We start from the raw sequence: 25,045 nt of genomic DNA on the forward strand, positions 1-25,045 counted from the left end.
GACTGTCCGGCGCCGCACCCGCCGGGACAACGACCGTCCGCCTGAAGTAAATTGAGCCGCTCACGGAAACGAGGGAGCGGGGACGGGATGGCCGCCGACCGACTTGCCCGGCGTGTTGCGACCTACGGGACGGCAGACCGGGACCACGGGCGGTTGAGGACCCTGATCGGCCTCCTGCTGCTCTCGCTCCTGGGCATCGCCTGGATCAGTGTGCGGAGTCTGCTGGAGAGCTACCGGGAGAACGCTCTCGGGCCCTCGGACACTCCTGCCGTCGTGGCGTCGATCGTCAGCATCGGGACCGTGATCGGCGTCCTCACCGGCGGCATCCTCACGGGCCTGGCCAAACTCGTCCAGGCCCGCGGGCAGAGCGAGGCCGATCGGGTCCGCGCGGAGGCCGACATGGTGCGCGCCCAAGCGGAGATGGTCCGCGCCCGGGCAGGGCTGCCGCCCGCCGACGGTCCCCCGGCGAACGACCCGCCCGACTCCCCGCCTGGAGGGCAGGCTCCCGGAGGGCATCCTCCGGCCGAGTAGCGGGCCCGGCCGAGTAGCGGCCCGGCCGACACCGGGCGGAGCCCCGGTGCGAGGATGATCCTCCGGTTGCCCGCACCCGACCACGTGCGGGCACGTCAAGGAGAGAGCACCCATGTCGGCCGACCCGCCGGACACCCGCGGACGGAACCAGGGTTCCCCCGGCGGGCCGAGGCCGCGCACCTCGCCGCTCCGCCGGCCGGCGGCGGCTCCGCTCGCCTCCCTCGCGGTGCTGGGCGCGGGAGCCGCGTACCTCTGGGGCACCAATCCGCACGAGCCCGGCCACTGGCTCCCCCGCTGCCCGTTCAACTGGCTGACGGGCCTGCTCTGTCCGGCCTGCGGCGCGAGCCGGATGTGTTACGACCTCCTGCACGGCGACTTCGCCGCGGCCTTCCACGACAACGCGGTGCTGTTCCTGCTGGGGCTGCCGCTCGCCCTCTTCCTCTACGCCCGCTGGGTCACCGAAGGCCTCCGCGGGCGGAAGTACCACCCGGCGATCGGAGTCCGGGGACAGGCTGCGATCGTTGGGGTCGCCCTGACCTGGGCGGTCGTCCGCAATGCGGTCATGTGATCACGGGTTGATCACGTTGCCGGCAGCAGGGCAACCATGCACGTCCGTGGCAGGTCAGTAGTTCCGCTACGACCCTCGGTCGTGGCACACGTCCCCGCTGAACAGCAGTTTCACTAGGAGCTTTCGCATGTCCCAGAACATCGCCCCGAACGGCCAGCCGTACTCCGACAAGTCCAAGCTGGTGGCCGGTCTCCTGCAGATCTTCCTCGGCGGCCTCGGCATCGGCCGTTTCTACACCGGCCACACCGGCATGGCCATCGCCCAGCTGCTCACCTGCGGCGGCCTCGGCTTCTGGGCCCTGATCGACGGCATCCTGTTCCTGGTCAAGGACGACCGCACCGACAAGGCGGGCCGCGTGCTGCGCGCCTGACGTGTCCGGTAACGCCGTACGGCCGGCCCCCTCAAGACCGAGGGGGCCGGCCGTACGCGTATGCGCCCTGCCGCCTTGGCCCTACAAGACCGGCATCACCTTGCGGAGTTCGAAGGCCGTGACCTCGCTGCGGCGTGCATCGTGCCGGGGTCTCTCGGCTGTCGAGGTGGCTCCGGCACGGTTCACAGCAGTACGAACCGCTCAGATCCAGCCCCAGTTGGTGCATCCGAGGTCCTGGCCGGTCGACGAGTTCCTCGCGCAGACGCGGAACGCACTGATCGGGTATCCGTCGAAGCTCCGCTCGCTGCCACAGCCGCCGGCAGACCCGTTGGCATCGCCGACGTGGTCGAAGCCACCGTTGCTGGTGACGTACTCCGTTCGGATCCCGCGGTTGTCCGCCTTGCCGTCGCAAGCCGAGACTCCGTAGCGATCGTCACTCACGGCGCCGGCGCCCCAGTCGTTCAGCTGCAGCCCCCAAGCTGCCGAAGCCGGAGTGATGTTCAGGCTGACGGCCAGCGCCATGCCGAAGCCAACGCCAAGGCCACGAGCCAATGCGCGCTTACGCATCTCTCTCCCCCATCGGTCCGGAAGGGTGCTTCCCTTCGTGCCACGAGTCTGGGCGCCTCGGCGGCCGAAGCACCAACATTTCGGGCCTGCCCGAAACGTCCTCGCCCGTCGCCAACGGAGCGACGGCCGACGGCCCACAGCCGGCCCATGAGGGGTGAGACGGCTCAGGGCCGGTGGTCATCGACCACCGGCCCTGAGCGTCGGAAAATTCTGAGAGTGCTGCTGTCCCGCGGTTACAGCACCGGCATCATCTTGCGGAGTTCGAAGGCCGTGACCTCCGAGCGGTACTCCTCCCACTCCTGCTTCTTGTTACGCAGGAAGAAGTCGAAGACGTGCTCGCCGAGGGTTTCGGCGACCAGTTCGCTGCGTTCCATCAGGGCGATGGCCTCGCCGAGGTTCTGCGGGAGGGGTTCGATGCCCATCGCGCGGCGTTCCGCGTCGGAGAGGGCCCAGACGTCGTCGTCGGCGCCGGCCGGGAGTTCGTAGCCCTCCTCGATGCCCTTGAGGCCCGCGGCCAGCAGGACGGCGTACGTGAGGTACGGGTTGGCGCCCGAGTCGATCGAGCGGACCTCCACGCGGGAGGAGCCCGTCTTGCCCGGCTTGTACATCGGGACCCGGATCAGGGCCGAACGGTTGTTGTGGCCCCAGCAGATGTACGAGGGGGCCTCGCCGCCGGAGCCGGCGGTGCGCGAGGAGCCGCCCCAGATGCGCTTGTAGGAGTTCACCCACTGGTTGGTGACCGCGGCCGTTTCGGCGGCGTGCTTGAGGAGGCCCGCGATGAAGGAGCGGCCGACCTTGGAGAGCTGGTACTCGGCGCCCGACTCGTAGAAGGCGTTGCGGTCGCCCTCGAAGAGGGAGAGGTGGGTGTGCATGCCCGAACCGGGGTACTCCGAGAAGGGCTTCGGCATGAAGGTGGCCTGGACGCCCTGTTCCAGGGCGACCTGCTTCATGACCAGGCGGAAGGTCATGATGTTGTCTGCCGTCGAGAGGGCGTCGGCGTAGCGCAGGTCGATCTCCTGCTGGCCGGGAGCGCCCTCGTGGTGGCTGAACTCGACCGAGATGCCCATGGATTCGAGCATCGTGATCGCCTGGCGGCGGAAGTCCATGCCGACGTTCTGCGGGGTGTGGTCGAAATAGCCCGAGTTGTCGGCCGGGGTGGGCCGGGTGCCGTCCAGCGGCTTGTCCTTCAGCAGGAAGAACTCGATCTCCGGGTGAGTGTAGAAGGTGAAGCCCAGGTCGGAGGTCTTGTTCAGGATGCGCTTGAGGACGTAGCGCGGGTCCGCGTAGGAGGGCGAGCCGTCCGGCATCAGGATGTCGCAGAACATCCGCGCCGTTCCGGGGGCCTCCGCGCGCCACGGCAGTATCTGGAAGGTGCTCGGGTCCGGCTTGGCGATCATGTCGGACTCGTAGACCCGTGCGAATCCCTCGATCGCCGAGCCGTCGAACCCGATGCCCTCGTCAAAGGCCTGTTCCAGCTCCGCCGGCGCGACCGCGACGGACTTCAGGAAGCCCAGTACGTCGGTGAACCACAGGCGCACGAAGCGGATGTCGCGCTCCTCGAGCGTCCGGAGGACGAATTCCTGCTGCTTGTCCATGGCTTCATCCTCGCAGTTCAGGCGGCCTGTGCACCACTGCCGCGAGGGCACGGGCACAGTCGGGCCGCCCCAGTATCGCCAGCGGTGGTTTCCGCCAGATTACGCACCCCGGGAAGCCGGTGGCACCCCCGCACTGACCTTGGGTCGGTCATGAGCATTACCATCGGCGCCCATGGGGGGCCATGCGCGGGACGAGCGAGGACGTCGGAGACGTCCGCTGCTCCGGCGTGCCGCCCTCCTGATGGCCTTCGGGGTGCTGGCCGGCACGGCGTTCCTGTGCCGGGCGGCCGGCGCCGGGGATCCGGCCGCCGCCGGCCCGGGTGCGCGCGCCGGGCACGCCGCCCACACCGCCGGTGCGCACCGCGCCGTCTGCGTGGCGCCGTACGACCGGCCCGGCTGCTCCCCGCTCTCGCACGTCCTGCCCGGACTCCTGCCCCCGGCGCCGCCCGCGGTCCCGGTGGCCGGCGGGGCGCCCGCGCCCGCCGCGCACCTCGCGCCGGCGCAGGGGATCCGGCCCCCTTCGGCGCTCGCGCGCGGCCCCGACCTGTACGCCCTCCAGGTGCTGCGGACCTGACCGGTCCGGTTCGGCAGTGCCCGGGCAGCGCGTGCTCCTCCGGCAGCACGCGTCCAGGCAGCGCGTTCTCCCCACCCCACCCCCCTCAGCAAAAGGATTCAGGGCCATGGCCAGCAGGAACTCCGAAACCAACAGCTCCCGCCAGGCGCGGATAGCCGAGATGCGCCGCGCCGACCAGTCGCGCGACCGGCGCAACAAGGCCATCGCGATCACCGCGTCGGCCGCCATCGTCACCGGGCTCATCGGCTTCGGCGCCTGGGTGATGATCGACCAGCAGAACAAGAAGGAAGCCGAGGAGGCCGCCCTCAAGGCGCCGGTCGCCGGCGAGCAGAGCTGGGACGCCAAGAAGCTCGGCCGCAAGCACGTCGAGACCCCGGTGAAGTACGAGATGACCCCGCCGGTCGGCGGGGACCACAACCCCCGCTGGATGAACTGCAACGGCGACGTCTACAAGAACCCGATCCCCGAGATCAACGCCGTGCACTCGCTCGAGCACGGCGCCGTGTGGGTGACCTACAACGAGAAGGCCGCCCCGGCCGACGTCGAGAAGCTCGCCGCCACGGTGTCCAAGCGCCCGTACACGCTGATGAGCCCCGTCAAGGAGCAGGCCGGCACGATCATGCTCAGCGCCTGGGGCAAGCAGCTGACCGTGGACAAGGCGGACGACGCCCGCGTGGCGGCGTTCCTCACCAAGTACGTGACGGGCCCGCAGACCCCCGAGCCGGGCGCGGCCTGCACGAACGGGCTGGCCGACAAGTGACCCGTACGGCCGGCAAGGGCTCCGTGACCCGTACGTACTGGGTCGCGGGCTCGGCCGTGGGCCTGGCGCTGCTCTTCGCCGTGGGGGCCACGGTCGCCACCGCGGGGGGCGCCGATTCCGCTCCCGCGTCCTCCCGTACGCCGGGGCTCTACTCCGCCGACGCGGGCTTCGCCCGGGACATGGCGGTGCACCACCAGCAGGCGGTGGAGATGTCCTTCATCGTGCGCGACCGCACGAAGGACGAGCCGGTACGGGTCCTCGCCTACGACATCGCCAACACCCAGGCCAACCAGCGCGGCATGCTGCTGGGCTGGCTGGACATGTGGGGCCTGCCGAAGGTCGTGGCCGACGAGCCGCCGATGTCCTGGATGGGCACGGACGGCTCCGGCGGCTCCGGGCACGGCGGCATGGCGGGCCACTCCATGGGCGGGACCGTCACCAAGCCCGGCGCGCTGATGCCCGGCATGGCCACCAAGGAGGAGCTGGCGCAGCTCGGCTCCGCCGAGGGCCGGGACGCCGAGGTGCTCTACCTGCGCCTGATGACCGACCACCACAAGGGCGGCGTCGCCATGGCCGAGGGATGCGCCGCCCAGTGCGTCGACCCGACCGAACGGGCACTGGCGCAGGGCATGGTCGAGGCCCAGCAGTCGGAGCTCCAGCTGATGGCGGACATGCTGAAACAACGCGGCGCGCAGCCCCCGACAGCGGGCTGACCGTCGGCGGGGCCGGATGTCACCCACGAGGCGACTCCGGCCCCGCCGCCGCTTGGGGCACGGGGTCCGGGGGTCACCCGTACGGCCCACCCCCATCCGTCTGGAGTCGCGGGGGCCGAACGGGCGAATGAGGATGAGGACGCCGAGGCGGGCGCACCCGCGTCCGGCCGCTACGGCGTGCTCAGGAGGTTTACGCGATGACCACCGCCGGAGAGATCATGCACCCCGGGGCCCAGTGGATCCCCGCCACCGAGACCCTGGACCGGGCCGCTCAGCTGATGAGCCGCCTCAATGTGGGCGCACTGCCCATCAGCGACTCCAACGAACGCCTCTGCGGCATCCTGACCGACCGCGACATCGTCATCGGCTGTGTGGCCAAGGGGCACGACCCGTCGAAGATCACGGCCGGCGACATGGCCCAGGGCACCCCGCGCTGGATCGACGCGGGCGCGGACGTCTCGGAGGTCCTGGAGGAGATGCAGAGCCACCAGATCCGCCGGCTCCCCGTCATCGACAACAAGCGGCTGGTCGGGATGATCAGCGAGGCCGACCTGGCCAAGCACCTGTCGGACGAGCAGATAGCCGGCTGGGCCGAGAAGGTCTACGCCCGGGGCTAGTCCGTCTCCCCGGCCCGGGCCGCCGCGTACAGGACCGCCCGCGCCACGTGGTGCGGGCGGTCCAGCATGACCAGGTGTCCGGCCGGCTCCGCGACCACGAACCGGGCGCCCAGCGCGTCGGCCAGCGCCGCTTGGCGGGCCCGCCAGGCCAGGTCCGGGCGGCGCGCGCCGGGGTCGTGGCCGGCCAGCACGGTGACGGGCGCGCTCAGCGGCAGCTCCGCGCGCAGCGCCCGTACCTCGGCGGCCGCGTCGAGGTAGCGGGAGTTCTCCAGCAGGGCTCCGCGCCAGACCCGCCCGGTCCGGTAGCAGCGGCGTACGAGATCCCGCGGGGCCGGGTCCCCGCCGCCCGCGCGGGACGCCCGTACGGCCGCCCGCCGGGCCCAGGGCCCCAGCGCGGCCGGCAGCCCGACGGCGGTCACGGCCCGGCCGAGCACCCGGGCGGCGCCGGTGCGCAGCCCGGCCGGCAGGACCGTACGGAGCGGTCCCTCTTCCACGCTGCCGTCGACCAGCACCAGGGCGGCGGTGCGCCCGGGGTACAGCCGGGCGAAGGCCTCGGCGTGGAACCCGGCCAGGGAGTGCCCGGCCACGGTGACCCGCTCGGCGCCCAGCCCCAGGGCGTCCAGCAGCCCGGCGATCCGGTGCGCCTCCCCCGCGGCGCTCGGCGGCCGCACGGCGGGGCCGCTCAGCCCGTGCCCGGGCCGGTCGAAGCGGACGACGGTACGGCCCGCGGCGACGAGCAGCTCCGCCACCTGGTCCCAGTCGAACCAGGCCATGGCCAGCCCGGCGCTGAGGACGACCGGCGGTCCGGAGCCCTCCACGAGGACGTGCAGCGGCACCCCGTCGGCGGAGAGCCGTACGAACCTCCCGGGGGCGGGCGCGGGCGCGGCCGGACGCCCGCTCACGTACGGCGTTCCCGGTGGACGGAGTACGCGAGCAGGCCCAGCCAGACGGCCACGAGCAGCACCTGGAGCCGCTGCCCGGCGCCGAGCGCCCAGGTGCCGTGCCCGGCGGTGAACAGGGCGATGGAGGCCAGGGTCCAGGCGGTGGCGAGCAGTTCGAGCACGACGAGCGCGGGCCCGAACCGCGCGAGCGGGGCGTGGAGGCCGTAGCGGCGGGCGGCGAGCGTGAGGGCCACGATCCCGACGAGCGCTCCCATCATGGCGAGGCTGCTGCTGACGGCGTGTGCCTGATGGGTGGCGGGGACCAGCCCGGCGGTCTCCCGCGCCGCGCATTCGGGGTCCACGGTCGGCGTGCAGCTCAGCGGCAGCCAGGCGTCCGCCGCGGTGGCGGCGCCGAAGAGGGTGATCCCGGACCAGCCGGCGACGGACCAGAGGCGGCGGGGTTCGACGCGGCGGGCGAGGCGGAGCAGGGCCAGGAGGCCGCCGAGGAGGACGAGGAGGCCGGCGGTGAAGTCGGTGGCCCGGAACAGGCCGCCGAGCGGCTGGTCCTGGGCCGCGAGCTCGCTGACGTACGTCTCGACGGGGTTGAGGCCCGTGGAGAGGACGACTTCGAGGACCCACGCGGTGTAGGCGGCGGCGCCGAGCCCGATGAGGAGGGCCACGGAGCGGACGCCGGTCCGGGACGTGCGGGAGGGGCCCGTCGCGGCGGAGGAGCTGTTCACGGACTTCCAGGATCTCCGGGAGTTCACGGGCTTCAGGTGCTTGAGCGGTTTCAGCGGATTCGACTGACTCAGCGGCGGACCTTTTATGGACATAGTGTGACTAATCCTAAACTCGGCCGGGCCCGGTCCTTCGATCGGATACCCACCCCCGGTAGGGTTCCGCCCATGACCCGACCCGCCTCGCGCACACGGCGACCGGCAGTCCGGTGGCCCCGGCTGCTGCTGTTCGCGGCGCTGCTGCTGGGCATCGCGGGCATGCACACGCTGGGCCATCCGACGCGGGCCCACGCCATGGAGGACGTGTCGTCGGTCCGTTTCGTTCCCCAGGGCGGCCATACGCCGTCCGGGTCGGCGCACGGCGGCCGGACGGACGCCGGGCGGGCGGACACCGGGCGGGACACCGCACTGGACATGGCGCAGGACACGGCGGCCTCGGCCGTCACCACCGCGGCCACCGCCGCCACCACCGCCGTCACCGCCGTCACCGCCTTCGGGGCCCCGGGCCCGCGGCACACCGGCATGGACCCCATGTCCGTGTGTCTCGCCGTGCTCGGCGCCCTCACCCTGCTGGTCCTCGGAGCCGGACTGGCCGGCCCGCGCCGTACCGCGCCGCTCGGGGGCGCGGCACGCGCGCCGGGCCGGTCCGGCGGTCCCGACCCGCCACCACCCCGCGAACTCCTCACCCTGCTGACGGTGCTGCGCGTATAGGCCGGGCTCCGTCGTCGCCCCCGCATGCCCGCGGGGCGGCGGCAGACGGTGCCCACCTGCCCGCCTCAGACCATCACGAGGTGTTCCGCCATGCGCTCTTCTTCCGCGCGCACTCCTGTTTCCCCCTCTCCCTCCCGCCGCGCCGTCCTCGGCGCCGGCGCCGCCCTCGCCGGCTCCGGGCTGCTCGCCGCCTGTTCGGGCTCCGGCATGGCCGGCATGGACCACGGCGCCGGGGCCACCGGCAAGGGGGCCGCCTCACCCGCCCCCGGCGGCTACGTGGCCCCGGCCGGCGCCGAGGTCCGGGCCGCCGAGGCCGCCCGCAAGGCCACCGGGCCGCGCACCGAGGTCCGGCTGACGGCCACCGCCACCCCGCTCGACCTCGGCGCCGGCCGCACCGTCCGCTCGTGGGCGTACGGGGACCGGCTCCCGGGCCAGGAGGTACGGGCCACCGCGGGCGGCACCCTCGCCCTGACCCTGGCCAACAACCTCCCCGAAGCCACCTCGATGCACTGGCACGGTCTGGCGCTGCGCAACGACATGGACGGGGTACCGGGGCTGACCCAGCGGGACATCGCCCCGGGCGGCTCGTTCGCGTACGAGTTCGCCGTCCCGCACCCCGGGACGTACTGGTTCCACCCGCACTCGGGGGTCCAGCAGGACCGCGGCCTGTACGCGCCGCTGATCGTCGAGGACCCCAGGGAGCCCCTCTCCTACGACAAGGAGTGGGTGGTCGTACTCGACGACTGGCTCGACGGGGTCGACGGCTCGACGCCCGACGCCGTGCTCGGCGAACTCCGCAAGGGCATGGACCCGAGCCCGGGCGGCGGCGGCCACTCAGGACACGGAGCCGGATCCGGCTCCGGCTCCCACGCCATGGGCACGCCCGCGCCCGCCGCGAGCGGCGGCCCGTCGCGAGTCCTGATGGGCGGAGTCAGCGAGGTCCTCGGCAGGGACCCGGGCGATGTCGCGTACCCGCACTACCTGGTCAACGGCCGCACCCCCGAGGACCCCACGGTCTTCACCGCCCGCCCCGGTGACCGGATCCGGCTCCGGATCATCAACGCGGGCGGGGACACCGCCTTCCGGATCGCCCTGGGCGGCCACGAGTTCACGGTCACCCACACCGACGGCTTCCCCGTCGAGCACGCGGCCGCCCGCTCCCTGCTGCTGGGCATGGGCGAGCGCTACGACGTCCTGGTGACGGCGGGCGACGGGGTGTTCCCGCTGACCGCGCTCGCCGAGGGCAAGGGTGACGCGGCGTCGGCGCTCGCGGTGCTGCGCACCGGTTCGGGGGCGGCGCCGACGGCCGCGACCCGGCCCGCCGAACTGTCCGGGCGGCCCCTGACGGCGGACGCGTTGAAGGCCGCGGAGCCGGTGGCCCTGGCCATGCGCGAACCGGACCGCACGGTGCGGATCAAGTTGACCGGCGGCATGGCGACGTACGACTGGGCCTTCGACGGCAAGCCGTACGCCCCGGACCAGCGGCACCCGGTGAAGGCGGGCGAACGGGTCCGGCTGGAGTTCGACAATTCCACAACGATGTGGCATCCGCTCCACCTGCACGGGCACACCTTCGCCCTCGGCGGCGGGGCGGGCGGAGCCCGCAAGGACACGGCGGTGGTGCTCCCGAACGGGAAACTGACGGTGGACTTCGACGCCGACAATCCCGGTCTGTGGATGGTGCATTGCCACAACGTCTACCACTCGGAGGCCGGGATGATGACCGTGCTCGGCTACCGGAGCTAGCCGGATCCCGTACCCGACCGGCCGGTGGCGCGTCGTTCCGCGCGCGCCACCGGCCCGGCCGCGGGGGCCCGTAGGGGGCCGAAATGCCCGGCGGGGGGCTCGGATTCCATGACAGGCTGGTGATCGTCACGCGCCGATTGCGACCTGAAGGACTCCCCGCCGGTATGAGCACCCCGCCGAACCCGCCCAGCACCCCGTCCGGCCCGCCGACGGAGCCCGCGGGCACGCCCATACCCGAGGCGGCGGCTCCCATACCGGCGCCCGCGCAGCCCCTGTCCCTCGACAAGCCCCCGGCCCTGACACCGTCCCAGCCCCTCACCCCCGCCCCGGACCTGACCGGGACGGCGGCGGAGAACCCGGCGGAGAAGCCGGCGGAGAACCCGGCCGAGCCCGCGGACGCCGACCCGGCGGCCCCCGCACCCGCCTCCGCCCCCGCCCCCGGCGCCTTCGCTCCGGTCACCCCCGCCCCGGCGGCCGCGACCGCTCCCCCGGCGCCCGCGTGGGGAGCCCCGTACGGCGCCCCGGGCGCTCCCGGAGCACCCGCCCCCGGCAACCCCTGGGCCGCGCCCGGCGGCGGCTACGGCTACCCGGGCGGCCCGCAGGTGCCCGGTTTCCCGCCGCCCCCGGCCCCCACGAACGGCCTGGCCGTCGCCGCCCTGCTCCTCGGGGTGTTCGGCATCTTCGTCGGCCTCATCCCCTTCTTCTTCTGGGCCGGCGCCCTCCTCGCGGTGACCGGCGTCGGCCTGGGCATCGCGGGCGTCGTCAAGTCCCGCAAGGGAGCTCCGCGCGGGACGATGGCCGTGATCGGCACCGCGCTCGCCGTCCTCGGCCTCGCCGCCTCCGTCGGCGGCTGGTTCATCACCACGCGCGTCATCGACGAGATCGACAAGAACATCGCCGACAACCGCTCGCGCTACGACTCCGATGACGACTACGACTACGACTACGAGCCGGACTCCCCCGCGACCCCGACGGCCCCCGCCCCCAAGCCCTCGCCCTCCGACATCCCGGGCAGGACCTCGGCCCTGGCCTGGGGCAAGCCCTACACCTACTCGGACGGGGTCCAGGTCACCGTGCAGAGCGCGGTCCCGTACAAGCCGTCCTCGACGGCCATCCCGGACGAGGCCCGCAACGGCAACGCGGTCAAGGTGAAGGTGAAGATCGTCAACAACTCGGGGGCCGCGCTCGACGTCAGCCTGTCCCTGCCGCACGCCCGCGACGACCAGGGCACGGAGGCCGAGATGGTCTTCGACGGCTCCGTACCGAAGATGTTCAAGGGCTCGGTCCTGGCCGGCGAGTCGATGACCGGCACCTTCGCCTTCATCGTGCCCGAGGGCACCAAGAGCCTGCACTTCGAGATGGCGCCCGGCTTCGAGTACGACGAGGCGATCTGGAGCGGCCCGATCGGCGGCTGAGCGGGCGGCCGAACGGGCGGCTGAACCGGTAGCTGAACCGGCGCGACACCGGCGACTGCGGCGACTCCCAGGACATCGCGTCAGAAAGACGATTAGACTGGGCCGCGTGCCTCAACTACGCCTCGCTCTGAATCAGATCGACTCGCAGGTCGGCAACATCGCCGCCAATGCCGACTCGGTAGTCCACTGGACCCGGCACTCCGCCGAACAGGGCGCCCACCTGGTGGCGTTTCCGGAGATGGTGCTGACCGGGTACCCCGTCGAGGACCTCGCCCTGCGCGGCTCCTTCGTCGAGGCCTCCCGTACGGCGCTGCTCGACCTCGCGCGGCGCCTGGCGGCCGAAGGGTTCGGGGACCTCCCGGTCGTCGTCGGCTACCTCGACCGTACGGAGAAGGCCGCGCCCCGGCTCGGCCGCCCGGCCGGGTCCCCGGAGAACGCGGCCGCCGTGCTGTACGGCGGGCAGGTCGTCCTGCGCTTCGGCAAGCACCACCTCCCCAACTACGGGGTCTTCGACGAGTTCCGGTACTTCGTGCCGGGCGACACCCAGCCGGTGATCCGGGTGCGGGGCGTGGACGTGGCCCTGGCCATCTGCGAGGACCTCTGGCAGGAGGGCGGGCGCGTCCCCGCCACCCGCTCCGCCGGGGCCGGGCTGCTGATCTCGGTCAACGCCTCCCCGTACGAGCGCAACAAGGACGACCTCCGCCTGGAACTGGTGCGCAAGCGCGCCCAGGAGGCCGGCTGCACCCTCGCGTACCTGGCGATGATCGGCGGCCAGGACGAGCTGGTCTTCGACGGGGACTCGATCGTCGTCGACTCCGCGGGCGAGGTCATCGCGCGCGCCCCGCAGTTCTCCGAGGGCTGCGTCCTGGTCGACCTGGACCTGCCGGCCGCCTCGGCGACCCCCGTCGAGGGGATCGTGGACGACGGCCTGCGCATCGACCGGGTGATCCTCACCGAGGAGCCGGTGGAGCCGTACGAGCCGGTCGTGACGGGCGGTTACGCCGACCGGCTGGAGGACGACGAGGAGATCTACGACGCGCTGGTCGTGGGGCTGCGCGCGTACGTGCGCAAGAACGGGTTCCGGTCGGTCCTGATCGGCCTGTCCGGCGGCATCGACTCGGCTCTCGTCGCCGCGATCGCCTGCGACGCGATCGGCGCGCAGAACGTGTACGGCGTCTCGATGCCGTCCAAGTACTCCTCGGAGCACTCCCGGGGCGACGCGGCCGAGCTGGCGACGCGGACCGGCCTGAACTTCCGGACCGTGTCGATCGAGCCGATGTTCGACGCGTACATGGGTGCGCTGGGCCTGACCGGCCTCGCCGAGGAGAACCTCCAGTCCCGGCTGCGCGGCACCCTGCTGATGGCGCTCTCCAACCAGGAGGGCCACATCGTGCTGGCCCCGGGCAACAAGTCGGAGCTGGCCGTCGGCTACTCCACGCTGTACGGGGACTCGGTGGGCGCGTACGGCCCCATCAAGGACGTGTACAAGACGGACGTCTTCCGGCTCGCCGAGTACCGCAACCGGGCGGCGGCCGAGCGCGGCGAGACCCCGCCGATCCCGGAGAACTCCATCGTCAAGCCGCCGAGCGCCGAACTGCGCCCCGGGCAGGTGGACACGGACTCGCTGCCGGACTACCCCGTGCTCGACGGGATCCTGGAGCTGTACGTGGACCGTGACCAGGGCCTGGAGGCGATCGTGGCGGCGGGCTACGACCCCGAGCTGGTCGCGAAGACGCTGCGGATGGTGGACACCGCCGAGTACAAGCGCCGGCAGTACCCGCCGGGCACGAAGATCTCCGCGAAGGGCTTCGGCAAGGACCGCCGGCTGCCCATCACGAACGGCTGGCGCGAGCGGGCGTGACGCCCGCGGGGTGACGCTGGTGGTCGCGCAGCAGGGCGACCACCAGCACGGTCACGGCCGTCACCAGCAGCGCGGCCCCCCCGAGCAGCGAGGAGGCCGGGTTCCAGTCGACCCTGCCGGTCCGCAGCAGGGGCGCCCTTACGGCCGGACGGTGACCCGGGCCGCGATGGGGAGGTGGTCGCTGCCCGTGCGGGGCAGGGTCCAGGAGGCCTCGGGGGTGACCCCGCGGACCAGGATCTGGTCGATGCGGGCCATCGGGAACTGCGCGGGCCAGCTGAAGCCGAAGCCGTCGCCGGACGCTCCCTGGGTGGAACGCAGCTGCGAGGTGACCTCGGACAGGGCCCGGTCGTTGACCGTTCCGTTGAGGTCGCCGAGCAGGATGACCCGCTGCAGCGGTTCGGCGGCGAGCGCGGCGCCGAGGGCGTCGGCGCTGTTGTCGCGCTGGTTGGCGGTGAAGCCGGCGTTGAGCTTGACCCGGACCGAGGGGAGGTGCGCCACGAAGGCGGCCACGTCTCCGTAGGGGGTCTTGACGGTGGCGCGCATGGCCCGGGTCCAGCCCATCTTGATGTCCACGGGCTTGCTGGACACCAGCGGGTACTTGCTCCAGAGCCCGACGGTGCCTTCGACCGAGTGGTACTTGTAGGTCCCCTCGAGGGCCTTCTCGTACACGGGGACGACGCTGCCCTTGAGCTCGGTCAGGGCCAGGACGTCGGCTCCGGCCCCGGCGACCGAGGCGGCGGTGCCGGCGGGGTCGGCGTTGTCGGCGTCGACGTTGTGGGTGGCGACCGTGAGGTTCCCGCCGGTCCGCGCCTTGTCGGTGACCAGGCCTCCGAAGAGGTTCGCCCAGACCGCGGCGGTCAGCAGTATCGCGATCAGCGCGGTCGCGGACTTGCGGAAGAGCGCGGCGGCGAACAGCAGCGGGACGGCCAGGCCCAGCCAGGGCAGGAAGGTCTCGGTGAGGCTGCCGAGGTTGCCGATGTCGTTGGGCAGCTCGGCGTGGAAGATCATGACCAGCGAGATCAGCAGGGCGAGCGCGGCGAGCACGATCCCGCGGCGCCAGATGCCCGGATCCCGCCGCAGTTCGGCCAGCCGGCGCCGGAGACCCACTCGGGAGGGCTCGGGCTCCGAGCCGTTGCTCCCCGTCTCCGTCATGTACGCCTGTGCCATGCCACTGCCCTCGCTGCCGTGCTCGCGCTCCGTCCCCGCCTCTTGACCCTAGGCGATGGACGGAGGGTTCCGCGCCGATTGTGTCGACCGTACGTCCGGGAGGACGAACGTCCCAGCGGCCGGGGTTCCGGTTGTCACCAAACGCGCACATTGCCCCGCGGGCCCGGCCGCCCGGCGAACGGGACCTCGCACGTGGCTCGTGCCACTTCCCGCCCGGGCCCCGGGAGTGCCACCATGGTGGTGAGTCCGGGGACGCCGTAAGGGTGCCTCGAGATGAACATCAAGGAGCAGTTGCAATGACGCATGCCGTTTCGCCTGCCCGCGAAGCCTCCTCCCCCACCCTGTACGGAGGCACGGGCACCCGGCGCATCACCGTCCGCGACCTCACCCTCGCCAAGGAACGCGGCGAGAAGTGGCCCATGCTCACCGCCTACGACGCCATGACGGCGTCCGTGTTCGACGAGGCCGGCATCCCGGTCATGCTCGTCGGCGACTCGATGGGCAACTGTCACCTCGGCTACGAGACCACCGTCCCGGTGACGATGGACGAGATGACCCTGCTGTCGGCGGCCGTCGTACGCGGCACCAGCCGGGCCCTGATCATCGGCGACCTGCCCTTCGGCTCCTACCAGGAGGGCCCCGTGCAGGCGCTGCGCAGCGCCACCCGGCTCGTCAAGGAGGCCGGGGTCGGAGCGGTGAAGCTGGAGGGCGGCGAGCGCTCGCTGGCCCAGACCGAGCTGATCGTGCAGTCGGGCATCCCCGTCATGTCCCACCTGGGCCTGACCCCGCAGTCCGTGAACGCCATGGGCTACCGGGTGCAAGGCCGCGGCGACGAGGCCGCGCACCGGCTGCTGCGCGACGCGAAGGCGGCGCAGGACGCGGGCGCCTTCGCGGTGGTCCTGGAGCTGGTCCCGGCCGAGCTGGCCGCCGAGGTCACCCGGTCCCTGCACATCCCGACGGTCGGCATCGGCGCGGGCGCGGAGTGCGACGCGCAGGTGCTGGTGTGGACGGACATGATGGGGCTGACCGGCGGCAAGATGCCGAAGTTCGTCAAGCAGTACGCGAACCTCCGCGCCACCATGGGCGACGCGGCGAAGGCCTTCGCCGAGGACGTGGTCGGCGGAACGTTCCCGCAGGAGCAGCACGCCTTCCACTAGTCCGCTAGTCCGCCCGATCCCTCGCGATGGGCCCGCCCGCGGACCCGCCGACGTCCTGTCGGTGCTGCCCGGGCGGGCCGTCGGTGACCCTGTCGGTGGCCTGTAGGTCACCTGTAGGCGCTTTGTCAGTGGCGTCTGGTCCCATGGTGGACATGACGCGAAACGACAAGAATCCCCTGAACGGCTCGAACGCCGTAGAGGTCCGGGGGCTGGTCAAGCACTACGGCGAGACCAAGGCCCTCGACGGTGTGGACCTCGATGTCCGCGAGGGAACCGTCCTCGGGGTCCTCGGCCCCAACGGGGCCGGCAAGACCACCCTGGTCCGCATCCTCTCCACCCTGATCACCCCCGACGCCGGCACCGCCCGGGTCGCCGGCTTCGACGTGGTCCGCCAGCCCCGCCAGCTGCGCCGGACCATAGGCCTGACCGGCCAGTACGCCTCGGTCGACGAGAAGCTCTCCGGCTGGGAGAACCTCTACATGATCGGCCGCCTGCTGGACCTGTCCCGCAAGGACTCCCGCAGCCGCGCGGACGAACTGCTGGAGCGCTTCTCCCTCACGGACGCCGCCAAGAAGGCCGTGATGACCTACTCCGGCGGCATGCGGCGCCGGCTCGACCTGGCCGCCTCGATGATCGGCAGCCCGGCCGTGCTGTACCTGGACGAGCCGACCACCGGTCTGGACCCGCGCACCCGCAACGAGGTGTGGGACGAGGTGCAGCGGATGGTCTCCGAGGGGGCCACCGTGCTGCTCACCACCCAGTACATGGAGGAGGCCGAGCAGCTCGCGAACGAGCTGACGGTCATCGACAAGGGCAAGGTCATCGCCAACGGCAAGGTCGACGAGCTGAAGGCCCGCGTCGGCGGCCGCACCCTGCGGATCCGCCCGACCGACCCGGCCGAGCTGCCCGGCATGGCCCGCTCCCTGGCGGAGGCCGGTCTGGACGGGGTCGCCGGTTCCCAGGCCGTCCCGGACGAGGGCGCCCTGCTGGTGCCGATCCTGGCCGACGAGCAGCTGACCGCCGTGGTGGGCCTGCTGGCCGCCCGCGGGTACGGGATCTCCGACATCAGCACCTACCTGCCCAGCCTGGACGAGGTGTTCCTGTCCATCACCGGGCAGAAGCCCGCCGCCGAGGACTCCGTCGAGGAGTCCATCCCCCACCAGAAGACCGAGGAGGTCGCGGCATGAGTACCGTAACCACGACGAAGCCCAGCCCCACCGCGGCAGCCCCGGCCGGCGGGCCCGTCCTCGCGGACGAGGGCCGGATCGGTCTGCGGGGCAACCTGCGGCACATCGGCGCCCTGGCGCGGCGCAACGTCCTGCAGATCAAGCAGGACCCGGAGTCGATGTTCGACGTCCTGTTCATGCCGATCATCTTCACGCTGCTGTTCGTGTTCGTCTTCGGCGGCGCGATCGCGGGCAAGGGCAACCAGGGCGACTACGTCAACTACCTCGTCCCGGGCCTGATGGCGATGATGGGCATGAACATCGCCATGGGTGTCGGCACCGGGGTCAACGACGACTTCAAGAAGGGCGTGATGGACCGCTTCCGGTCCATGCCGATCGCCCGCTCCTCGGTGCTCATCGCCAAGATCGTGGTCGAGCTCGGCCGGATGATGGTCGCCATCACCATCCTGCTGGGCATGGGCTTCCTGCTCGGCCTGTCGATCAAGACCTCCGTGCTGGACCTGCTCCTGTCCGTCGGACTCGCGGCCGTCTTCGGCTCCTCGCTCATGTGGATCTTCATCCTGCTGGGCCTCACCATGAAGACCCCGCAGGCCGTCCAGGGCATGGCGATGCTGGTCCTGATGCCGCTGCAGTTCGGCAGCTCGATCTTCGCCCCGACGACGACGATGCCCGGCTGGCTCCAGAGCTTCACCGACGTCAACCCGCTGTCCAACCTGGCCGACGCGGCCCGCGCCCTGATCAACGGGACACCGCTCGGCAACTCCGTGTGGATCACGCTGGCCTGGTCGGTCGGCATCACGCTGGTGACCATGCCGCTCGCCGTGCGGAAGTTCCGCCAGAAGACCTGATCCGCGGACCGGTCCGTTCCGGATCGCGTCCCGGACGGACCCCCCACGGGGAGAACCGGATCAGATGAGGGCGGTGGCCTCCTCCAGGGTGAGGCCGCCGCCTTCGGCGTACGCCGCCTCGTACGCGGCGCCGCCGAGCTCGTCCCGGCACTGGCGCTCGACGAACTCGGCGTCCGCGCGCTCGATGGTGACCGGGTGATGGCCCGGCGGTACCAGCGCGCGGTAGGCGCCGAGCAGCCGGGTGGCATCGCGCACCCGCTCCGGACCGCCCAGCCCGGCGAGCGCTCGGGCGGCCGTCACCAGGTAGGTGATCCGCATGTGCGGGGCGATCATCATGGCCAGCGGGGCCTGGACGGTGTCCATGGCCTCCCGGGTCATGCCGAGGGCGTTCTCGTACTTGCCCTCCTCGTTGTCCAGCCAGGCCAGAATGCCGAGGAGGAAGCCGTCGAATATGGCGAAGGCGCCCGCGGCGAAGTCCTCGCGCAGCGACTGGAGCTGGGCGCGCGCCTCGGCGACCCGACCGGTACGGCCGTAGACGGTGGCGAGGAACATGCGCCCGGCGGGCACGGCCTCGTCGCCGAACTGGGCGAGGCTGCCGCCGAGGAGTGAGGTGAGGAGCTCCTCCGCCTCTTCCAGGTGGCCGTCCTCGGCCAGGGCGCCGGCCATCCGCACGCGCAGCACCGAGACCTGGGCCTTGGCACCGAGCCGCCCGGCGTGCTCGATCGCGGCCCGGTAGTCCGCGGCGGCCAGGGCGTATTCGCCGTACCGCTCGCGGGCCTCGGCCCGGGCGGAGAGCGCCTCGGCGCAGCCCCAGTCGTCGCCCAGGGCCGCGTAGAGGGCGAGGCTCTCCTCGGCGTCGCGAGCGGCGTCGCCGGCCCAGTCCGCACGGTTGGCGAGGATGTTGGCCCGCAGCTGGAGCGCGGCGGCCAGCTCCCAGCGGTAGCCGAGCGCACGGGCCGTCTCCACGGTCTTCACGGCGACGGTGAGCAACAGGCCGGGATTCCCGGAGATCATGACGGCGAAGATCCACAGCGAGGCGGGGGTCCGACAGGTCTGCGGCAGGCCCGGGCGGTAGACGGCGTTCATCCGCGCGACCTGGTCCCGGATCACGGGGTCGGACCAGTTCTCGTGGTGGTGGTCGCGCGAGGACAGGAGCAGCAGGTGGACGCCGCGCCACGCTTCCGTGAGGAGTTCGCCCTCGTACGGCGGGGGCGTGTCGACGATCCGCTCGTGGACGGGCTCGGCCGGGACGACCGGCTCCGCGAAGGGGTCCGGTCCGAGAGCGGCCGCGGCCTCGGACCAGTGCCGGATCTCGGCGCGCAGGTCGTGCATCTGCCAGTACCAGGCCAGGGAGTGCAACAGGCACAGGACCTCACCCGTATCGCGGGTGGCGACGGCCCGGCGCAGCGCGGTGCGCAGGTTCTCGTACTCGGTGGCGATCCGGTCGGCCGCGGCCCGCTGGCCGTGGCCGCGGAGCAGCGGCTCCGTGGTGCGGGCGAGTTCGCGGTAGTGGGTGAGGTGGCGGCGCTCGGTGGCGCCGCGGTCGTCGCCTGCCTCGGTGAGCCGCTCGGAGGCGTACTCGGCGACGGTCTCCAGCAGGCGGTAGCGCATGCCGGTGCCGACGGCGTCGGGGGCGGCGACGACGAGGGACTTGTCGACGAGGGAGCCGAGGAGATCGGCGGCGTCGAGTCCCTCGGCGGCGTCGGTGCAGACGGCCTCGGCGGCGTCGAGGTCACAGCCGCCGGCGAAGACGGACAGCCGGCGCAGGACGGCCCGTTCGGGCTCGTCCAAGAGGTCCCAGGACCAGTCGACCACCGCGCGCAGCGTCTGCTGGCGGGGCAGATGGGTGCGCGAGCCGCCGGTCAGCAGCCTGAACCGGTCGTCCAGCCGGTCGGCGATCTGGCGCGGGGTGAGCAGCCGCAGCCGGGCGGCGGCCAGCTCGATGGCGAGCGGCATCCCGTCGAGCCGGCGGCAGATCTCCACGGCGGCGGCCGGATCGTCGTCGACGCTGAACCCGGCCCGGGCGGCGGCCCCCCGGTCGTCGAGGAGCCGCAGCGCGACGGGATCGGGCAGCGGGTCCACCGGGCGCAGGGTCTCCCCCGGCACGCCGAGCGGTTCGCGGCTGGTGGCCAGGATCCGTACGCCGGGGCAGCGCGCGAGCACTTCCTCGGCGAGGCGGGCGGCGGCGTCGACGACGTGCTCGCAGTTGTCGAGGATCAGCAGCATCCGGCGCCGTCCGCAATGCTCCGCGAGGCGGTCGAGGGGGTGGTCCCCGCGCTCGGTCAGCACCCGCAACTCCTCGGCGGAGCCGCCGCGCAGCTTCGTCTCCCGGGCCCCGAGCGCGGCGAGCACGGCCTCGGGCACGTCCTCGGGATCGTCCACGGGAGCCAGCTCCACGAACCACACCCCGTCGGCCCAGCCGGCGGCGGGGCCGCCCGGCGTGCCGGGGCGTACGTCCGGCGGCGTGCCGCGGCCGGCCCGTGCGTGGGCCTCGGCGGCCTCCTGCGACAGCCGGGTCTTGCCGGCGCCGCCGGGTCCGAGCAGGGTGACGAGCCGGGACCGGGCGAGGTCGTCGCCGATGACCCGGATGTCCTCTTCCCGGCCGACGAAGGTGGTCAGCCGCATCCGCAGGTTCCCCGCGCCGGGCACGGACGCGGCGGAGCCCGGCACGGACGCGGCGGGGGCGGGCGGGGCCGGGCGGGCCGTCGGGGTCCCGGCGGGGTGGACGGCGTGGACGGGGGCGGTGTCGGGGCCGCGGCCGTCCTGGCCGCTCCGGGCGGGCTGCCCGTCGGTCCCGGCCGGCTGATCGGAGCGTCCGGGGGCCTCGTCCGTCGGGGCGGTCCTGCCCGGTCCGCCCGGCCCAGGGGGGAGGGGGCCGGGTGCGGTCGGCGGCGCGGGCCGGCGGGGGTCCGGCGTCGGGTCGGCCAGGAGGGCCCTGTGGAGGGTGCGCAGGGCGGGGCCCGGGGTGGTGCCCAGGCGGGTGGCCAGGTCGCGGCGGACCTCGTCGTAAGCGGCCAGCGCCTGCGCCGGGCGGCCCGCGTCGCTCAGGGCGCGGATGCGCAGGGCCTGGAGGGGTTCGTCCAGCGGCAGCTCCGCGCACAGCGCGGTCAGCTCCGGCAGGACCCGCTCCGCCTCCCCCAGCACCAGCGCCGCGTGCAGGCGGCCCCGGCGCGCGTCCAGCCGTAGCGCCTCCCAGCGGGCGGCCTCCGGTCCGGTCCCGGAACCCGGCAGGGAGCTCAGCGGTTCGCCCCGCCACAGGGCGAGGGCCTCGTCGTACAGGGCGGCCGCCTCCGCCGCGTCGGCCTGGGCCGCGGCGCGCGCGAGCCGCTCGAAGCGGTACAGGTCGATGTCGTCCCGGGCGGCGACGAGCCAGTAGCCGCCCTCCCCGGACCCCACCGCCTCGCGCCCCAGCGCCCTGCGCAGCCGTCCCACCAGCGCCTGGAGCGCCGCGGGGCCGTCGGCGGGCGGGTCGCCGTCCCAGACCTCCTCGATGAGCGAGGCCGCCGGCACCGCCCGCCCCGGCCGCAGCGCGAGCGCGGTCAGGAGCGCGCGCAGCCGCGCTCCGCCGACGGGGACCGTGGTCCCGTCGTCGCGGATGGCCTGGGTGGTGCCGAGCATCGCGTAGCGCACCGGCCCATTGTCTCCGGCCCGGAGCCCCCTCGGGCGCCGCCTCCGGGATAGGTTCGCCGTATGGGTTCCCAGGGCAGTCGCAACCGTAGCCAGTACAGCACTCACGACCGCGGCGACCGGCGGATCAGTCCCGTGTTCCTCGGCATCTTCGCCGTCATGGCGGTCACCGGGTGGGCCGTGTGGACGGAGTACGCGGCCAGCACCGGGCTGGCCGTCTTCCTCTTCGTCACGGCGGCCTGGATCGTCTCCCTGTGCCTGCACGAGTACGCGCACGCCCGCACCGCCCTGCACAGCGGCGACCTCAGCGTCGGCTCGAAGGGCTACCTGACGCTGAACCCCCTCAAGTACACGCACGCACTGCTCAGCGTCGTCCTGCCGGTGCTGTTCGTGATCATGGGCGGCATCGGTCTCCCCGGCGGCGCGGTGTACATCGAGCGCGACCGGATCGAGGGCCGGTGGCGGCACAGCCTCATCTCGGCGGCCGGCCCGCTGACGAACGTGGCCTTCGCCGCGGTCTGCACGGCCCCGTTCTGGCTGAACGCCCTGGACGGGGTCCCGATCCCGTTCCGCTTCGCGCTCGGCTTCCTGGCCCTGCTCCAGGTCTCGGCGGCGATCCTGAACTTCCTGCCGGTCCCGGGCCTGGACGGCTACGGCATCATCGAGCCCTGGCTCTCCCACTCGGTCCGCCGCCAGGTGGCGCCGCTGGCGCCGTTCGGTCTGCTGGCCGTCTTCGCGCTGCTGTGGGTCCCGGAGATCAACGCGTACTTCTTCGACGCGGTGTACGGCGTGCTGTCCGCGCTGGGCGTGGGCGAGCTGGAGGCCTACTGCGGCCGTGACCTCTACCAGTTCTGGCAGGACACCAACGGCTTCTGCGCGACGTCCTGACGACGGCCGGAGGAGAGGGCCTAGCCCGCGGTGCGGGCCGCTGCCGCGGCCTTCTCGATCTTCGCCTTGCGCACGTAGAACCACGCCATGTTGGACGTGATGCCCGCCATGAGCACCCACACGATCCCGAGCAGGCTGCCCTCGACGAAGGAGACCACGGCGGCGGCCACGGCGAGGACGCAGAGAACGACGGCGAACACGGCAAGGCGGGGCATGGTGGAGGCTCCTCGAAGACACTGAAGCGGTTCAAGCCCCTCCAGTGTCCCCCATGCCCCGGCGTGCTCCCGTCCGGCTGATTTCCGCCATCCCGTGATCTTTTCCTCCCCCCGCCGCTACGGTTCGCCCCAGACGCACCGCGCAGGGGGGTGCGGAAGGACCGGGGGGTAACACATGCAGGAGATCCCGAAGGGCGCGAACGTCAGTCTGACCGCCCTCAGCGAGGACGCCGGGGCGGTCGTCGTGAGCCTGGGCTGGAGCAGCGCTTCGGGGGCCGGCGACGCCGATGTCTCGGTACTGCTGCTGGACGAGAACGGCAAGATCCGCGACGAGAACGACTTCTACTTCTACAACAACCCGGCGGCCGCCGACGGAAGCGTGCAGCTGCTGGGCAAGGTGCCGACCGACAACGGCGACGAGGACCGCATCAGCGTGGACCTGACGGCGGTCCCGGAGGGGGTCGCGCGGATCGTCGTGGCGGCCAGCCGGTACGCCGGCGCGCGCTTCGGAGACCTCGACGACCTGCGGATGACGGTCGCGGACCGCTCCGGGGAACCGCTGGTCGGCTACTCCATCGAGGACGCGGGCGTGGAGACCGCCTTCATCTTCGGCGAGCTGTACCGGCGGGGCGAGGAGTGGAAGTTCCGCGCGGTAGGCCAGGGGTACGAAACCGGCCTCGCGGGACTGGCCACCGACTTCGGAATCCCGGTCTTGGAGGACTCCGAGGAGGCCGAGGCGGCGGAGCAGGCAGGGCCGGCGGAGGAAGCGGAGCCGGCCGGCGCGGCCGGGGAGACCGGGCTCGCGGGTGAAGGGGAGCCGGTGGAAGCCGCTGCCCCGGCGCAGACCCCGGCGGCCGTTGCCGAGGCGGAACCCGCCTCCGGGCCCGCGCCCGCCGGGGCCGTCGCCGTACCGGCGCAGACCCGCGGCCGGAGTCCCCGTACGACCAGGAAGAAGGTCACCCTGCCCAAGGTGGCCAAGAAGTCCCTCGCCGAGAACGACTCCTGGAGCCAGGCCCGCCTCTTCCCCGTCCCCTCCCTCAAGAGCGACCGGGAACGGGAGGTGCGCGCCACCTCCGTCCTGCTGTCGGTCATGGCCCAGGTACCGGAGTTCGGCCGCCGCCTCACCGCCGGGTTCGGCGCTCCCGCCGGCCGGATGCAGACCTTCACGGAGGTCTCCCTCCCCCACGGCGACACTCCGCGACGGCCCGACGGGGTGATCCGGGTGGAGCGCGCGGGCAAGCTGTGGACGGCGCTCGTGGAGACGAAGACGAACGGCAACCCGCTCAAGGCGGAGCAGGTCCAGGCGTACATGGACATCGCCGCGCGCCGCGGCTACGAGGCCGTGATCACCCTCTCCAACGACGTGGCTCTGGAGGGCCGCCCCATGGTGGAGGTGAAGGTGGACGGCCGGCGCAAGCACAAGGTCAGCCTCTGGCACCTGTCCTGGGCCGAGGTCGCCCACCAGGCGCAGCTGCTGATCCGCCACGAGGGCGTGGGCAATGCCGCGCACGCCTGGCTCCTCCAGGAGCTGCTGGAGTACCTGCGGCACGAGCAGTCCGGCTGTCACGGCTTTCAGAACATGGGCGCGGCCTGGGTGCCCGTGCGCAAGGGCATCGAGGACGAGACCCTCGGCCTCGGGGACGCCCGGACCGTGGAGGTCGTGGAGAGCTGGGAGCGGCTGATCCGGCAGGTCTGCCTGCGGCTCGGCGGGGAGCTCGGGCAGAAGGCGCTGCCGGTGCAGCGGGCCCGGCGGGGCAGTGATCCGCAGGCCCGGCGGGTCGCGGCGGCGGATCGGCTGTGTGCCGACGGGAAGCTCTCCGCGGAGCTGCGCGTCGACGGGACCAGCAGTGTCATCGCGGTGAGCGCCGACCTCAGGACCTCCAAGGTGCGGACGTCCGTGGACGTGCCGGCGCCGGAGGGCGCGTACCCGCTGGTCACGGTGAAGCGGCTGCTCAGGCTGCTCGCCGAGGCACCGGCGGACCTGCACGTGGAGAGTCTCCTCGACGCGGGGCCGGGCGCCGGGGCGGGTCCGGGGAGCGGGCCGCGGGGGACGCTGGAGCGGCTGCGGCCCGAGCCGGGCGATCTGCTGCCCGCGGACGGATCGGCCGTCGTCGGTTTCCGGCTGTCGCTGCTCAAGGGAATGGGCAGCACGCGCGGGAACACGGAGTCCGGGTTCATCCGCAGCGTGGACGATGCCGTGGAGCGCTTCTACCACGGTGTGGTGGCGCAGCTGGGCCCGGTCGAGGGGCGCGGCGGCCGGCGCGGCTGAGGCGGCGCGGCGGACGACCGGCCGAGAGCGAGGCCCGGCGC

23 protein-coding genes are annotated in these 25,045 nt (G+C 72.8%); 16 read left to right on the forward strand and 7 right to left on the reverse strand.

Annotation, left to right across the window (positions count from 1 at the left end):
- Positions 1–153 precede the first annotated feature (153 nt).
- From ACFYYB_RS08790 to ACFYYB_RS08800, 3 genes are all read left to right on the forward strand, one after another.
- Positions 154–531, forward strand: coding sequence for a hypothetical protein (locus ACFYYB_RS08790; RefSeq protein ID WP_389434097.1), 378 nt, complete (start codon positions 154–156; stop codon positions 529–531).
- 112 nt (positions 532–643) lie between these two features.
- Entirely contained in the window at positions 644–1,099 is a 456-nt protein-coding gene (locus ACFYYB_RS08795) for a DUF2752 domain-containing protein (RefSeq protein ID WP_389434098.1), read from the forward strand.
- A 127-nt stretch (positions 1,100–1,226) separates the two neighbouring features.
- The gene (locus tag ACFYYB_RS08800) at positions 1,227–1,469 is read left to right on the forward strand and encodes a TM2 domain-containing protein (protein WP_266909300.1); all 243 of its coding nucleotides are present in this window, start codon (positions 1,227–1,229) and stop codon (positions 1,467–1,469) included.
- Between the two features lie 201 nt (positions 1,470–1,670).
- On the opposite strand, the gene ACFYYB_RS08805 is transcribed toward ACFYYB_RS08800, so the two are convergent.
- Together ACFYYB_RS08805 and glnA are read right to left on the reverse strand one after the other, a co-directional pair.
- Positions 1,671–2,036, reverse strand: coding sequence for a hypothetical protein (locus tag ACFYYB_RS08805; RefSeq protein WP_389434099.1), 366 nt, complete (start codon positions 2,034–2,036; stop codon positions 1,671–1,673).
- A 233-nt stretch (positions 2,037–2,269) separates the two neighbouring features.
- Positions 2,270–3,631, reverse strand: coding sequence for a type I glutamate--ammonia ligase (gene glnA / locus ACFYYB_RS08810; protein ID WP_243329674.1), 1,362 nt, complete (start codon positions 3,629–3,631; stop codon positions 2,270–2,272).
- A 172-nt stretch (positions 3,632–3,803) separates the two neighbouring features.
- On the opposite strand from glnA, the gene ACFYYB_RS08815 reads away from it, so the two are divergent.
- The 4 genes from ACFYYB_RS08815 to ACFYYB_RS08830 all read left to right on the forward strand — a co-directional run bounded on the left by ACFYYB_RS08815 (position 3,804) and on the right by ACFYYB_RS08830 (position 6,295).
- Positions 3,804–4,205, forward strand: a complete 402-nt coding sequence (locus tag ACFYYB_RS08815) for a hypothetical protein (protein WP_389434100.1) — start codon at positions 3,804–3,806, stop codon at positions 4,203–4,205.
- Between the two features lie 106 nt (positions 4,206–4,311).
- Complete coding sequence (locus tag ACFYYB_RS08820) at positions 4,312–4,965, forward strand: DUF3105 domain-containing protein (RefSeq protein WP_389434102.1); 654 nt, start codon at positions 4,312–4,314, stop codon at positions 4,963–4,965.
- Between the two features lie 23 nt (positions 4,966–4,988).
- Positions 4,989–5,678, forward strand: a complete 690-nt coding sequence (locus tag ACFYYB_RS08825; RefSeq protein WP_389434969.1) for a DUF305 domain-containing protein — start codon at positions 4,989–4,991, stop codon at positions 5,676–5,678.
- Between the two features lie 197 nt (positions 5,679–5,875).
- The gene (locus ACFYYB_RS08830; protein ID WP_327307020.1) at positions 5,876–6,295 is read left to right on the forward strand and encodes a CBS domain-containing protein; all 420 of its coding nucleotides are present in this window, start codon (positions 5,876–5,878) and stop codon (positions 6,293–6,295) included.
- On the opposite strand, the gene ACFYYB_RS08835 is transcribed toward ACFYYB_RS08830, so the two are convergent.
- Together ACFYYB_RS08835 and ACFYYB_RS08840 are read right to left on the reverse strand one after the other, a co-directional pair.
- Positions 6,292–7,197, reverse strand: coding sequence for an alpha/beta fold hydrolase (locus tag ACFYYB_RS08835; RefSeq protein ID WP_389434103.1), 906 nt, complete (start codon positions 7,195–7,197; stop codon positions 6,292–6,294). The genes ACFYYB_RS08830 and ACFYYB_RS08835 overlap by 4 nt on opposite strands.
- Complete coding sequence (locus tag ACFYYB_RS08840; protein WP_389434104.1) at positions 7,194–7,916, reverse strand: DUF998 domain-containing protein; 723 nt, start codon at positions 7,914–7,916, stop codon at positions 7,194–7,196. Before ACFYYB_RS08840 ends, ACFYYB_RS08835 begins: the two co-directional genes overlap by 4 nt.
- A gap of 165 nt (positions 7,917–8,081) precedes the next feature.
- Here ACFYYB_RS08840 and ACFYYB_RS08845 point away from each other — a divergent pair, with 165 nt between their 5' ends.
- The 4 genes from ACFYYB_RS08845 (at position 8,082) to ACFYYB_RS08860 (ending at position 13,646) form a co-directional block, all read left to right on the forward strand.
- The gene (locus tag ACFYYB_RS08845; RefSeq protein ID WP_389434106.1) at positions 8,082–8,624 is read left to right on the forward strand and encodes a hypothetical protein; all 543 of its coding nucleotides are present in this window, start codon (positions 8,082–8,084) and stop codon (positions 8,622–8,624) included.
- A gap of 90 nt (positions 8,625–8,714) precedes the next feature.
- A complete protein-coding gene (locus ACFYYB_RS08850; protein WP_389434107.1) occupies positions 8,715–10,370 on the forward strand; it encodes a multicopper oxidase family protein in 1,656 nt (551 codons plus the stop codon).
- 164 nt (positions 10,371–10,534) lie between these two features.
- Positions 10,535–11,785 carry a DUF4190 domain-containing protein gene (locus tag ACFYYB_RS08855; protein WP_389434109.1) on the forward strand — a complete coding sequence of 417 codons (1,251 nt, stop codon included), beginning with the start codon at positions 10,535–10,537 and terminating at the stop codon, positions 11,783–11,785.
- A gap of 106 nt (positions 11,786–11,891) precedes the next feature.
- Positions 11,892–13,646 (forward strand): NAD+ synthase, encoded by a 1,755-nt coding sequence (locus tag ACFYYB_RS08860; protein ID WP_389434110.1) that lies wholly within the window; start codon positions 11,892–11,894, stop codon positions 13,644–13,646.
- Positions 13,647–13,784: 138 nt separating this feature from the next.
- Here the strand turns inward: ACFYYB_RS08860 and ACFYYB_RS08865 are convergent, their stop codons facing one another.
- Positions 13,785–14,813: an endonuclease/exonuclease/phosphatase family protein gene (locus ACFYYB_RS08865; protein ID WP_389434112.1), complete on the reverse strand. Its 1,029-nt coding sequence runs from the start codon at positions 14,811–14,813 to the stop codon at positions 13,785–13,787.
- A 296-nt stretch (positions 14,814–15,109) separates the two neighbouring features.
- Between ACFYYB_RS08865 and panB the strand changes: the two genes are divergently transcribed.
- The 3 genes from panB (at position 15,110) to ACFYYB_RS08880 (ending at position 18,005) form a co-directional block, all read left to right on the forward strand.
- Positions 15,110–15,970, forward strand: a complete 861-nt coding sequence (gene panB / locus ACFYYB_RS08870; RefSeq protein ID WP_389434114.1) for a 3-methyl-2-oxobutanoate hydroxymethyltransferase — start codon at positions 15,110–15,112, stop codon at positions 15,968–15,970.
- A 143-nt stretch (positions 15,971–16,113) separates the two neighbouring features.
- Positions 16,114–17,157 (forward strand): ATP-binding cassette domain-containing protein, encoded by a 1,044-nt coding sequence (locus tag ACFYYB_RS08875; RefSeq protein ID WP_389434116.1) that lies wholly within the window; start codon positions 16,114–16,116, stop codon positions 17,155–17,157.
- Complete coding sequence (locus ACFYYB_RS08880) at positions 17,154–18,005, forward strand: ABC transporter permease (protein WP_389434117.1); 852 nt, start codon at positions 17,154–17,156, stop codon at positions 18,003–18,005. Before ACFYYB_RS08875 ends, ACFYYB_RS08880 begins: the two co-directional genes overlap by 4 nt.
- 60 nt (positions 18,006–18,065) lie before the next feature.
- Here ACFYYB_RS08880 and ACFYYB_RS08885 read toward each other — a convergent pair whose 3' ends face one another.
- Entirely contained in the window at positions 18,066–21,623 is a 3,558-nt protein-coding gene (locus ACFYYB_RS08885; RefSeq protein ID WP_389434970.1) for a BTAD domain-containing putative transcriptional regulator, read from the reverse strand.
- A gap of 72 nt (positions 21,624–21,695) precedes the next feature.
- Between ACFYYB_RS08885 and ACFYYB_RS08890 the strand changes: the two genes are divergently transcribed.
- Entirely contained in the window at positions 21,696–22,520 is an 825-nt protein-coding gene (locus ACFYYB_RS08890) for a site-2 protease family protein (RefSeq protein ID WP_389434119.1), read from the forward strand.
- Between the two features lie 20 nt (positions 22,521–22,540).
- Here ACFYYB_RS08890 and ACFYYB_RS08895 read toward each other — a convergent pair whose 3' ends face one another.
- Positions 22,541–22,735, reverse strand: coding sequence for a hypothetical protein (locus tag ACFYYB_RS08895; protein WP_250743664.1), 195 nt, complete (start codon positions 22,733–22,735; stop codon positions 22,541–22,543).
- Positions 22,736–22,910: 175 nt separating this feature from the next.
- Here ACFYYB_RS08895 and ACFYYB_RS08900 point away from each other — a divergent pair, with 175 nt between their 5' ends.
- Positions 22,911–25,004, forward strand: coding sequence for a TerD family protein (locus ACFYYB_RS08900; protein WP_389434121.1), 2,094 nt, complete (start codon positions 22,911–22,913; stop codon positions 25,002–25,004).
- Positions 25,005–25,045: the final 41 nt, after the last annotated feature.

It is taken from the genome of Streptomyces sp. NPDC002886 (assembly GCF_042888445.1).
Taxonomy (GTDB): domain Bacteria; phylum Actinomycetota; class Actinomycetes; order Streptomycetales; family Streptomycetaceae; genus Streptomyces.

Excerpts from the sequence above, each read along its gene's own strand:
- ACFYYB_RS08900 (WP_389434121.1), top strand. The coding sequence starts at position 22,911 with ATGCAGGAGATCCCGAAGGGCGCGAACGTCAGTCTGACCGCCCTCAGC.
- ACFYYB_RS08800 (WP_266909300.1), top strand. The coding sequence starts at position 1,227 with ATGTCCCAGAACATCGCCCCGAACGGCCAGCCGTACTCCGACAAGTCC.
- ACFYYB_RS08845 (WP_389434106.1), top strand. The coding sequence starts at position 8,082 with ATGACCCGACCCGCCTCGCGCACACGGCGACCGGCAGTCCGGTGGCCC.
- ACFYYB_RS08895 (WP_250743664.1), bottom strand. The coding sequence starts at position 22,735 with ATGCCCCGCCTTGCCGTGTTCGCCGTCGTTCTCTGCGTCCTCGCCGTG.
- ACFYYB_RS08805 (WP_389434099.1), bottom strand. The coding sequence starts at position 2,036 with ATGCGTAAGCGCGCATTGGCTCGTGGCCTTGGCGTTGGCTTCGGCATG.
- ACFYYB_RS08830 (WP_327307020.1), top strand. The coding sequence starts at position 5,876 with ATGACCACCGCCGGAGAGATCATGCACCCCGGGGCCCAGTGGATCCCC.
- ACFYYB_RS08820 (WP_389434102.1), top strand. The coding sequence starts at position 4,312 with ATGGCCAGCAGGAACTCCGAAACCAACAGCTCCCGCCAGGCGCGGATA.
- ACFYYB_RS08880 (WP_389434117.1), top strand. The coding sequence starts at position 17,154 with ATGAGTACCGTAACCACGACGAAGCCCAGCCCCACCGCGGCAGCCCCG.
- ACFYYB_RS08890 (WP_389434119.1), top strand. The coding sequence starts at position 21,696 with ATGGGTTCCCAGGGCAGTCGCAACCGTAGCCAGTACAGCACTCACGAC.
- ACFYYB_RS08815 (WP_389434100.1), top strand. The coding sequence starts at position 3,804 with ATGGGGGGCCATGCGCGGGACGAGCGAGGACGTCGGAGACGTCCGCTG.
- ACFYYB_RS08795 (WP_389434098.1), top strand. The coding sequence starts at position 644 with ATGTCGGCCGACCCGCCGGACACCCGCGGACGGAACCAGGGTTCCCCC.
- ACFYYB_RS08875 (WP_389434116.1), top strand. The coding sequence starts at position 16,114 with ATGGTGGACATGACGCGAAACGACAAGAATCCCCTGAACGGCTCGAAC.
- glnA (WP_243329674.1), bottom strand. The coding sequence starts at position 3,631 with ATGGACAAGCAGCAGGAATTCGTCCTCCGGACGCTCGAGGAGCGCGAC.
- ACFYYB_RS08855 (WP_389434109.1), top strand. The coding sequence starts at position 10,535 with ATGAGCACCCCGCCGAACCCGCCCAGCACCCCGTCCGGCCCGCCGACG.
- ACFYYB_RS08885 (WP_389434970.1), bottom strand. The coding sequence starts at position 21,623 with ATGCTCGGCACCACCCAGGCCATCCGCGACGACGGGACCACGGTCCCC.
- ACFYYB_RS08850 (WP_389434107.1), top strand. The coding sequence starts at position 8,715 with ATGCGCTCTTCTTCCGCGCGCACTCCTGTTTCCCCCTCTCCCTCCCGC.
- ACFYYB_RS08865 (WP_389434112.1), bottom strand. The coding sequence starts at position 14,813 with ATGGCACAGGCGTACATGACGGAGACGGGGAGCAACGGCTCGGAGCCC.
- panB (WP_389434114.1), top strand. The coding sequence starts at position 15,110 with ATGACGCATGCCGTTTCGCCTGCCCGCGAAGCCTCCTCCCCCACCCTG.